We start from the raw sequence: 8454 nt of genomic DNA on the forward strand, positions 1-8454 counted from the left end.
CATTGAATACTACAGGGAAACTTATTGTTTTTTCAGCACCTTCAGGTTCTGGAAAAACAACTATTGTTAGGCACTTACTACAACAGCCAGAACTAGGATTGGATTTTTCTATATCGGCTACATCAAGAGAAAGCAGAGGAACAGAAGAACACGGGAACGATTACTATTTTATATCAGCCGAAGAGTTTCAAAAGCATATAAAAAATGATGATTTTATAGAATGGGAAGAAGTGTACACTAATAATTACTACGGAACTTTAAAAAGCGAAGTTGAGCGCATTTGGAAATTAGGAAAACACGTAATTTTTGATATTGATGTTGTGGGCGGATTAAATATTAAAAATAAATTTCCAGATCAAACCTTAGCTATTTTTGTACAACCACCATCTATTGATGAAATGGAACGAAGACTTCGTGGGCGACAAACAGACAGCGAAGAAAAAATAAAGGAACGTGTTGCTAAAGCTGAAAAAGAGCTAAAATTTGCCAAAGATTTTGATGTTATATTAGTAAATGACAATTTAGAAACAGCAAAAGAAACAGCGTATAAATTAGTTAAAAACTACATTAAATAAATGAAAATTGGTTTGTTTTTTGGCACCTTTAATCCAATTCATGTTGGGCATTTAATTATTGCTAATTATATGGCCGAATTTTCCGATTTAGATGAGGTTTGGTTTGTAATAACACCACAAAGTCCGTTTAAACAAAAAAAATCGATGTTAAGTAACCATCATAGGTTGGCACTTGCAAATATTGCAGTAGAGGACTTTCCAAAATTAAAAACAACTGATATTGAATTTAAATTACCAGAACCAAATTACACCATAAATACATTGGTTCAAATTGAAGAAAAATATCCCAATCATCAATTTTGTTTAATTATGGGTGAAGACAATTTAAAAGGCTTTCAGAAATGGAAAAATTACGAAACAATTCTTCAAAATTACGAGTTGTATGTGTATCCAAGAATTTCTAATGGAACAACTGATAGTCAGTTTATAAATCACCCAAAAGTACATAAAGTGGCTGCTCCAATTGTAGAAATTTCATCAACATTTATCAGAAAATCAATTAAAAAAAATAAAAACATACAACCTATGTTACCCGAAAAAGTTTGGAATTATATTGATGAAATGAACTTTTACAAATCATAATTTTAGCGAAGTTTTAACAGTAACTCAAATTCTGTTGAAATTTAATTAACGATATTTCGTTGAATATTGGATTGAATTAAAATATGGCAAAAAAATCTAAAAATAAAGGAAGACTTCGAAAGAAATTATTTAATAAATACCGTTTAGTAATTTTAAATGAAGAAACTTTTGAAGAGAAGTTAACATTTAAATTAACTAGGTTAAATGTGTTTGTTTTTGGTGGTTTATTTTCAATTTTATTAATTATAGGAACAACCTATTTAATTGCTTTTACGGGTTTAAAAGAATATATTCCAGGGTATTCTTCAACAAAATTAAAAAAAGAAGCTACACATTTGGTTTATAAAGTAGATTCTTTACAACAAGTATTAGAAGTTAATAATTTATACCTTGGAAAAGTTAAAGACTTACTTACAGGAAAAGTTTCTGGAGTTATGTTTAACAAAGATTCTGTTTTTCAGGCAGTTCAATATAATAAAGATAGTATAAATTTAAGTCCAACAGATCAAGATTTAGAATTTAGATCTGAGATTGAAAGGATTGATAGATTTAGTATTTTTGATGAAGCTTTAAAAGAAACAGAAGTGGTATTTTTTGCTCCAGTTATTGGTACTTTAACAGATGGTTACAACCCAAGAACAAAACATTTTGCAGTAGATATTGCTGTGCAAAGTAATACACCTGTAAAGTCTATTGCAGACGGAACAGTTATTTTTGCTGAATGGACTGCAACTACTGGTCATGTTATAATTATTGAGCATTCTGGAGGTTTTATTTCTGTTTATAAACACAATACGGCGCTAACTAAAGAACAAGGAGATTTTGTGCAATCTGGAGAGGTTATTGCTTCTGCAGGAAACACTGGAGAATTAAGCACAGGACCACATTTACATTTTGAATTATGGAGCGGAGGTTATCCTGTAAATCCAACCTATTATATTGATTTTGAATAAATAATGAACATTAAATCTATTTTAGCAAAACCATTTGCAAAACAAGTATCTTCCAGAGTTTATAAATACAGTAAAAACGCTGTGGAAGTTCAACAAAAAGTCTTTTTAAAATTAATTAAACAGGCTAAATTTACCGAGTTTGGAAAAGATCATCATTTTTCTGAAATAAAAACATATGATGATTTTAAAAAGCATGTTCCTATTGCAGATTATGAAGATATTAAGCAATATATAGAAAAAGTGAAAGATGGAGAAGAAAATATTTTATGGAAAGGAAAGCCATTATATTTTGCTAAAACTTCAGGAACAACTTCTGGTACAAAATATATTCCGCTTACTAAAGAGTCCATGCCAACCCACATTGAATCGGCAAGAAATGCTTTGTTAATGTACATTAACGAAACTAAAAAGTCTGATTTTTTAAATGGAAAAGTAATTTTTTTACAAGGAAGCCCAGAATTACAAGAAAAAAATGGTATTAAAATAGGTCGTCTTTCTGGAATTTCGGCACATTATGTTCCAAGTTATTTAACCAAAAACAGGTTGCCAAGTTGGGAAACCAATTGTATTGAAGATTGGGAGGCTAAAGTTGAAGCCGTTATTGATGAAACTATTAACCAAAATATGACCCTAATTGGAGGAATTCCTTCTTGGGTGCAAATGTATTTTGAAAGAATTGTTGCCAGAACGGGTAAAAAAGTAGGCGAGGTTTTTCCAAACTTTAATTTGTTTGTGTATGGTGGTGTAAATTATGAACCATACCGAAATAAATTTGAAAATTTAATAGGAAGAAAAGTTGATGCTATTGAGTTGTATCCGGCTTCAGAAGGATTTATAGCCTATCAAGATAGCCAAACTGAAGAGGGTATGTTGTTGGCGGTTAACAACGGAATTTTTTACGAATTTATTCCTGCTGAGGAATTTTATAATGAAAATCCAACTAGAATTTCATTAAAAGATGTACAACTAGATGTAAATTATGTAATTATTTTAAATACCAATGCCGGACTTTGGGGCTATAATATTGGCGATACCGTTAAATTTGTTTCTCTAAATCCACCTAGAATTGTGGTTTCAGGAAGAATAAAGCATTTTATTTCAGCTTTTGGAGAACACGTTATAGGTAAAGAAGTAGAAGACGCTATTAATAGTCAAACTATAGATACTTCAATTACTGTGAACGAATTTACTGTAGCGCCACAAATTTCGCCAGAAAGCGGATTGCCTTATCATGAATGGTTTATAGAGTTTGGTAAAAAACCTGATAATTTAGAGCAATTTGCTTTAAAAGTAGATAAAGCTTTACAAGAAAAAAACAGCTATTATTATGATTTGATAGTAGGAAAAGTATTACGTCCTTTAAAAATTACCTGTATTGAAAAAGGAGGATTTAATAACTATATGAAATCAGTTGGAAAATTAGGAGGCCAAAATAAAGTTCCAAGGTTGGCAAACGATAGAAAAATTGCAGATGAACTTTTAAACTTTAAAGAAAAATGAAAGTAGTATCAGTAAATTTAGGTGAAAAGAAAACCATAAATTACAAAGGTAAAATAGTAGAAACGGGCATTTTTAAATTTCCAGTTGAGAACGCTATTTTTTTAGGTGAACAAGATGTTGTTGGCGATGCTGTTATTGATAGAAGATACCATGGCGGAGTTGATCAAGCTGTGTATGGTTATTCAGAAAATCATTATAAATTTTGGAAAGAATTATATCCAAATTTAGATTGGCAATATGGAATGTTTGGTGAAAATTTAACCATCTCTAATTTAGAAGAAACAGTTTTATGCGTTGGAGATACCTATAAATTAGGTGAAGTTATTTTAGAAGTTACAAAACCAAGAGAACCATGTTTTAAATTGGGTTTGCGTTTTGGAACGCAAGCAGTTTTAAAGCAATTTTGGAATTCTACTAAATGTGGTGTGTATTTTAAAGTGTTAAAAACAGGAAATGTAAATGCTGGAGATACACTTGTTTTAATAAAAAAAGCCGTTGATACTCCTACAATAGCTGAGGTTTATGATACAAAAAAAGAGGTTGACTAAGAAATGAATTTTTCGTCAAACTGAACTTGTTTCAGGTTCTTATAGTGATTGATTTAGGTATGATGAGATGCTGAATTCGAAGACTCACGAATTCCCTATTATAAAATAAGAAATGGATGAGTAAACAAGTTCAGCATGATGGATTTCAAGACTTTTAAGAAAGCTTTGTAAAATAAAAAAGGTTCGCAAGTGCGAACCTTTTTTTATATTAAAGAAAAGTTTGGTTAAATTCTTTAATTATTTTTTAGCTAATAAATCTCTTATTTCAACTAATAAATCTTCTTGTGAAGGTCCTTTTGGCGCTTCTGGAGCAGGCTCTTCTTTCTTTTTGGTTTTATTTATAGCTTTTATCATCATAAACATTACAAATGCTACAATAATAAAATCAATAAGGTTAGTTAAAAAATCACCGTATAAAACAGCTACTTCACCAGTAACAGCTCCGGCTTCATCCATAACCCCTTCATTAATTACATATTTTAATTCTTTAAAGTCTGATTTAAAAATCAAACCAACAAGTGGAGATACAATTCCACCAGTAAATGAAGATACAATTTTGTTAAAGGCAGCACCCATTACAAAACCTACTGCAATGTCAACAAGGTTTCCCTTCATTGCAAAATCTTTAAATTCTTTTAACATTCCCATTTTTTATGTTGTTTTAGTTAATTACAGCTAAAATAATAAAAAAACATGAATGTGTTAACATTTTTTTAACACTCTTTTAATCCTTTGAGAAATAGCTGTTAATAATTCATAAGGAATGGTATTTGCTCGTTTTGCAATTGTTTCCATATGTTGCTGATCTCTATAAATTAATACTTCATCACCTTCATTACAGTCAATACCAGTTATATTTACCATAATAACATCCATACAAACATTGCCTACAATTGGAGCTTCTTGGTTATTTACATAAATAAAGCCAACACCTTTACCAAACTGTCTGGAAATTCCATCGGCATGGCCAATTGGAATTGTGGCAGTTTTAGTGGTTTTTTCTGCAATATAAGATCTGTTATAACCTAAACTTTCTCCTTTTTCAATAGTGTGAATTTGTGAAATTACAGATTTTAAAGTAAGGGCATTTTTTAGTTTTGAGGTTTCGTTTTTATCGTTGCCAAATCCGTATAAGCCTATTCCTAATCGCACCATTTCAAACTGAGCTTCTTCGGCATAATTAATTATACCAGAGGTATTTAACATATGTTTAAAAGGAGTGTTTTTTAACTGCGGAATTAATTCATCGGCAATAGATTTAAAATCATTTATTTGTTGTAAAGTAAATTCGCGTTCATTTAAATCTTCGCTAGCAGCTATGTGCGAGAAAATAGATTTTACAAAAATGTTTTCTTCGTTTTTAACAATTGAAACAATTTCTGAAATAGCTGTTTTATTAAAACCTAACCTGTTTAAACCAGTATTAAATTTTAAATGAATAGGAACATTTTTAAGTTGCTCTGTTTTAACTATTTCAATTAATGATTTTAACAATGCAATAGAATACATTGTTGGTTCTAATTGGTATTCAATAATTTTTGAAATATTACTTTTTTGAGGGTGTAAAACCAAAATAGGTTTTTTTATACCAGCATTTCTAAGCGCAATTCCTTCATCGGTATAAGCAACGGCAAAATAATTTACTTTAGGTTCTAAATAAGCTGCAATTTTTTGTGCATCACTTCCGTAACCAAAGGCTTTAACAACCAGTAAAATTTTTGTGTTTTTATTAAGTTTAGATTTAAAGAAGTTTAAGTTGAAATCAATAGCGTTTAAATCTATTTCTAGCGTTGTAACATGGCTATTTTCCATTGTTGTTTTGTTGGGCTTTTTTTATTTTTTCTTCTTGTATTGCTTTGTAATAAGCGGCTCTGCTTAAAGGTTCATATTCTTGCGTTTCACCTAATAAAACCAATTCTTCACTTGCTGCTGTTCTATGGCTGTAATGTGCTAAATTTCCGGTTCTTGTGCAAACTGCGTGAACTTTTGTAACATATTCGGCAGTTGCCATTAGTGCAGGCATTGGACCAAAAGGATTTCCTTTAAAATCCATATCTAAACCAGCAACAATAACTCTAACTCCTCGGTTGGCTAAATCGTTGCATACTGCTACAATTTGATCATCAAAAAATTGTGCTTCATCAATTCCTACAACATCAACATCATTTGCTAATATTCTAATATTTGCCGATGATGGAACTGGTGTAGATCTAATTTCGTTGGCATCATGTGAAACTACTTTTTCATCATCATACCTAACATCAATAGCAGGTTTAAAAATTTCTACTTTTTGTTTTGCAAACTGGGCACGTTTTAATCTACGAATTAGTTCTTCTGTTTTACCAGAGAACATAGAGCCGCAAATAACTTCTATCCAGCCAAATTGTTCGGTATGATTTACTGTATTTTCAAGAAACATTTTGTAAATTCACGCTTGAAAGGTTATTGTAATTTTTTTACTTTTAATTTAAATGATAGAAAAAATAGTGATTATTTTTTTACATTCGTTATAAATTAGTTTAAAATGAAATTTCATTTTTTAAAACATACAAATTTAGATAAAATTTATTCATCAAAAATCATTTAACAAATCAACTTATGCACAAAAAAATAGAATCTGAATTAGTGAGTCTGGCACACAGCATTTTAAAAATGGAAAATAATGGCGATATTCAAGTTTTACATAAAAAAGCACAGGAAATTTATGAAAAGCTATGTGTATTAAAATTTGTTAATGAATCTTTAGATTTCAAAACCACCGAAATTGAAACTGAAAAAGAGGTAGTTTCAGCCAAAGAAGTTGCAGAAGTTGAAAAAGTAGATGAGAAAATTGAAAATATTGTTGAAGTTGATGAAGAAATAACTGTAGAGTATGAAGAGGAAATTGAAATTAAAGTGGAGCTAGAGGAAAGTTTTGATGAAGAAATAATTTTTGAACCAACACAAAAGGAATTAATTTCTGAAGAAAAAATAGAAGAGGTTTTTTCTGTAAAAAGCACACAGGTTAAAAACGATGAAGCGGATTTGCCATCGTTAAAAATTACCTTGGAAGAGGAATTTAAAGATGCTATTTCGGCTGATATTGCTACTAGTTTATTTGAAAAAGTAACAGTAGAATCTCCAAAAATTGAAAAATTACCTAAAGAAGAGCCTAAGAAAAAATCTATAAATGACGCATTATTTAATAATAATATTCAGGTTGGATTAAATGATAGAATTGCTTTTGTAAAATATTTGTTTGACGGAAGTCAGGAAGATTTTAACCGAGTTTTATCGCAATTAAATTCATTTACAGAGCTAGAAGAAGCAGTTTCTTTTTTAAATGATTTCGTAAAACCAGATTATAATTGGAAAAATAAAGAAGAGTTTGAAAATAGATTGATGAATTTAATAGAACGTAAATTTTTATAAGAGTACATGAATTATGAATTGCTAGAAAAAGAATTAAAGAAAAGGTTAAATTTTAAGTATAAGTGGGGGAGAAAGCAAAACAATAAATTAGATACTGATACCAATTTTATTTATAAAATAATTGAATTTGAAGCTGTTTTAGCGGAAATTGATTCAAAATTTAACAATACTCTAAAATATGAAGAGCTTAAAAATTATGCCTTAAATAGATGGTTTAATTTTTGGTCTGCTAAAGGAATAGAAAGTATTTTTTGTGATGCTAAACTTGTGGTTCCTCATCAAAATTCTAAAGATAAATACATCGATTTTTATATAGATTCTATTCCTTTTGATCATAAAACAACTGTATTTCCTACTGGTTTTAAAAAATCTGTTCCATATGCTATAGAGCATAAAAGAGAATTAATAGAATGGTTGTATAAAAACCAAAGTCAGCAACAACGAAAACATTTAAAAAATAGAATTTTTATTGTTTTAATTGATTTCAGCGAGAAAAAAGAACACTGGAAATTAAAAGCGGAGGTTTTGTGGCTTCAAAAAATTATTTCAACATATTTAAGTACATTTACCGTTGGAAAATTAGAAACGTTTTACTTTCAAAATAACATTGTAAAATCTGATATTATTTGGGCAATTAAATAATCTCAAAATACGCAACTATTGAATTATATAGGATCTAAACACAAACTTTCTTCGTTTTTAAAAAAGTCAATAATAAATGTTGTTGGCAAGGATATCTCTAACCTTATTTTTTGCGATTTATTTGCCGGAACAGGAAGTGTTGGTAGAAATTTTAAACCATTGGTAAAGCAAGTAATTGCCAATGATGTTGAGTTTTATAGTTATGTGTTAAACAGAAATTATATTGGAAATATATCAGAATTA

The 8454-nt window shown here is 29.5% G+C and carries 11 protein-coding genes; 8 read left to right on the top strand and 3 right to left on the bottom strand.

Features of this window, described 5'->3' with window-relative positions; all coding sequences use genetic code 11:
- Positions 1-2: 2 nt before the first annotated feature.
- The 5 genes from gmk to ABY298_RS03610 all read left to right on the top strand — a co-directional run bounded on the left by gmk (position 3) and on the right by ABY298_RS03610 (position 4158).
- Entirely contained in the window at positions 3-575 is a 573-nt protein-coding gene (gene gmk / locus ABY298_RS03590) for a guanylate kinase (protein WP_372744635.1), read from the top strand.
- On the top strand, positions 576-1157 hold the full coding sequence (gene nadD, locus ABY298_RS03595; protein ID WP_372744636.1) for a nicotinate (nicotinamide) nucleotide adenylyltransferase: 582 nt from the start codon (positions 576-578) through the stop codon (positions 1155-1157). It abuts the gene before it with no gap.
- Between the two features lie 83 nt (positions 1158-1240).
- Positions 1241-2110, top strand: a complete 870-nt coding sequence (locus ABY298_RS03600) for a M23 family metallopeptidase (protein WP_372744637.1) — start codon at positions 1241-1243, stop codon at positions 2108-2110.
- 3 nt (positions 2111-2113) lie between these two features.
- Positions 2114-3610 (top strand): GH3 auxin-responsive promoter family protein, encoded by a 1497-nt coding sequence (locus ABY298_RS03605; protein WP_372744638.1) that lies wholly within the window; start codon positions 2114-2116, stop codon positions 3608-3610.
- Positions 3607-4158 carry an MOSC domain-containing protein gene (locus tag ABY298_RS03610; protein ID WP_372744639.1) on the top strand — a complete coding sequence of 184 codons (552 nt, stop codon included), beginning with the start codon at positions 3607-3609 and terminating at the stop codon, positions 4156-4158. Before ABY298_RS03605 ends, ABY298_RS03610 begins: the two co-directional genes overlap by 4 nt.
- A gap of 237 nt (positions 4159-4395) precedes the next feature.
- On the opposite strand, the gene mscL is transcribed toward ABY298_RS03610, so the two are convergent.
- From mscL to ABY298_RS03625, 3 genes are read right to left on the bottom strand one after another with little or no spacing between them, the layout of a single operon-like run.
- Positions 4396-4800 carry a large-conductance mechanosensitive channel protein MscL gene (gene mscL / locus ABY298_RS03615; RefSeq protein ID WP_372744645.1) on the bottom strand — a complete coding sequence of 135 codons (405 nt, stop codon included), beginning with the start codon at positions 4798-4800 and terminating at the stop codon, positions 4396-4398.
- Positions 4801-4860: 60 nt separating this feature from the next.
- Complete coding sequence (gene alr / locus ABY298_RS03620) at positions 4861-5970, bottom strand: alanine racemase (protein ID WP_372744640.1); 1110 nt, start codon at positions 5968-5970, stop codon at positions 4861-4863.
- Entirely contained in the window at positions 5960-6577 is a 618-nt protein-coding gene (locus ABY298_RS03625) for a thymidine kinase (protein ID WP_372744641.1), read from the bottom strand. Before ABY298_RS03625 ends, alr begins: the two co-directional genes overlap by 11 nt.
- 179 nt (positions 6578-6756) lie before the next feature.
- On the opposite strand from ABY298_RS03625, the gene ABY298_RS03630 reads away from it, so the two are divergent.
- From ABY298_RS03630 to ABY298_RS03640, 3 genes are all read left to right on the top strand, one after another.
- A complete protein-coding gene (locus ABY298_RS03630; protein ID WP_372744642.1) occupies positions 6757-7569 on the top strand; it encodes a hypothetical protein in 813 nt (270 codons plus the stop codon).
- Between the two features lie 6 nt (positions 7570-7575).
- Positions 7576-8211, top strand: a complete 636-nt coding sequence (locus ABY298_RS03635; protein WP_372744643.1) for a hypothetical protein — start codon at positions 7576-7578, stop codon at positions 8209-8211.
- Positions 8212-8229: 18 nt separating this feature from the next.
- Positions 8230-8454 (top strand): DNA adenine methylase (locus ABY298_RS03640; protein WP_372744644.1); only part of this gene is annotated, 225 nt, incomplete at its 3' end.

The organism is Lutibacter sp., from assembly GCF_041596795.1.
Lineage (GTDB): Bacteria > Bacteroidota > Bacteroidia > Flavobacteriales > Flavobacteriaceae > Lutibacter.

Bases quoted from the DNA above. Each gene is read 5' to 3' on its own strand.
- ABY298_RS03630 (WP_372744642.1), top strand. From the start codon at position 6,757: ATGCACAAAAAAATAGAATCTGAATTAGTGAGTCTGGCACACAGCATT.
- mscL (WP_372744645.1), bottom strand. From the start codon at position 4,800: ATGTTAAAAGAATTTAAAGATTTTGCAATGAAGGGAAACCTTGTTGAC.
- alr (WP_372744640.1), bottom strand. From the start codon at position 5,970: ATGGAAAATAGCCATGTTACAACGCTAGAAATAGATTTAAACGCTATT.
- ABY298_RS03625 (WP_372744641.1), bottom strand. From the start codon at position 6,577: ATGTTTCTTGAAAATACAGTAAATCATACCGAACAATTTGGCTGGATA.
- ABY298_RS03635 (WP_372744643.1), top strand. From the start codon at position 7,576: ATGAATTATGAATTGCTAGAAAAAGAATTAAAGAAAAGGTTAAATTTT.
- nadD (WP_372744636.1), top strand. From the start codon at position 576: ATGAAAATTGGTTTGTTTTTTGGCACCTTTAATCCAATTCATGTTGGG.
- ABY298_RS03600 (WP_372744637.1), top strand. From the start codon at position 1,241: ATGGCAAAAAAATCTAAAAATAAAGGAAGACTTCGAAAGAAATTATTT.
- ABY298_RS03610 (WP_372744639.1), top strand. From the start codon at position 3,607: ATGAAAGTAGTATCAGTAAATTTAGGTGAAAAGAAAACCATAAATTAC.
- ABY298_RS03605 (WP_372744638.1), top strand. From the start codon at position 2,114: ATGAACATTAAATCTATTTTAGCAAAACCATTTGCAAAACAAGTATCT.